Genomic DNA, 1,295 nt, shown 5'->3' with positions numbered 1-1,295 from the left:
TGGACTAACCTAAATTATTGAGACAATATAAAACACCTTCGGAGTGGTACACTAGTAAACAAGTACTTACATCGGAGGTGTTTTTGCATGGGCAAAAACGTATATTCAAGCGAGATTAAATGGGCAGTTGTTAAAGATAAATTGACTGGTGAATTAACAACTAAAGAGATTATGGAGAAGCATGGAATCAAAAACAAATCACAGGTCGAAACTTGGATGAAATGGTACCGCACAAATGAAATTTACCGATTTGATCAGCCAATCGGTAAACAATACACTTTTGGTCATGGCCCCGAGTTTTCCAGCGAAGAGGACAAGCGAGACCATCAAATTTCTCATTTAAAAATGGAGAATGAAATTCTAAAAAAGTACATGGAGATCGAAAGGGAGTTAAAAAAGAAATAGTTCTACAAATTGTAGAGAAGTTTAAAAAGAAGTACACGATTACAGCCATCTTGTCAGCATTGGGAGTACCACGAGCGAACTATTATAGGTGGTCTCTTCAAGGAATCAATAAGTTGCTTTCAGTAGAAGAGGAAGCCATTATGGAGCTGTGTAAGAGTACAAAATATCGGAATGGGCATAGAAAAATAAAAGCGTTATTGAAGCGGAAATACAACATCGAATTGAATCGCAATACCGTTCAGAATCTGATGCAAAAGCATAATTTACAGTGTCGTATCAAACCAAAACGGAAGTGGAAATCCCAAGGTGAAAGTATCATAATTGCCCCTAATCTTCTTAAGCGTGATTTCGCAGCAAGTGAACCGAACAAGAAGTGGGTGACAGACATCACATATATCCAATATGGTAGTACTACAAAATATCTTTCAACAATTATGGATCTGTTCAATAATGAAATTGTGGCCTACAAATTATATGATCACCAACAGACACCACTCGTAATAGACACGTTAAAGGAGGCGCTGGCTGTCCGGAATCACCCTGAAGGAGTGATTGTACATTCAGACCAAGGGAGTGTTTACACGTCATATGCGTATCAGGAGTGCATTAAGGAAAACGACCTTGTCAGCAGCATGTCGCGTAGAGGAAACTGTTGGGATAACGCGGTGATTGAGTCTTTTCATTCGAACTTGAAGTCTGAGGAATTTCAATATGTTAAATTTAATTCGCTACGCAATCAAGATGTAATTGAGCGGGTAATCACCTATTTGAATTATTATAACGAAGAACGTATCCAAGAAAAATTAGGCTACCTGACACCCGTAAAATATGGTGTCAAAGCAGCCTAATTAAGGTGTTTTATATGTGTCTCATATGGCTATGTCAGTCTA

Annotated in this window: 1 protein-coding gene; it reads left to right on the top strand. The window is 38.1% G+C overall.

The window, feature by feature from the left end:
* The first annotated feature begins 87 nt into the window (after nucleotides 1-87).
* A protein-coding gene (locus tag NCCP2331_RS18250; RefSeq protein WP_251672123.1) for an IS3 family transposase occupies nucleotides 88-1,253 on the top strand; the annotation gives its coding sequence in 2 pieces (ribosomal slippage) (nucleotides 88-364 and nucleotides 364-1,253; 1,167 coding nt in all).
* Nucleotides 1,254-1,295 lie beyond the last annotated feature (42 nt).

It is taken from the genome of Sporosarcina sp. NCCP-2331, assembly GCF_023707945.1.
In the GTDB taxonomy this organism is placed as follows: Bacteria; Bacillota; Bacilli; order Bacillales_A; family Planococcaceae; genus Sporosarcina; species Sporosarcina cascadiensis.
This window is presented reverse-complemented; position numbering and strand designations above follow the sequence as displayed.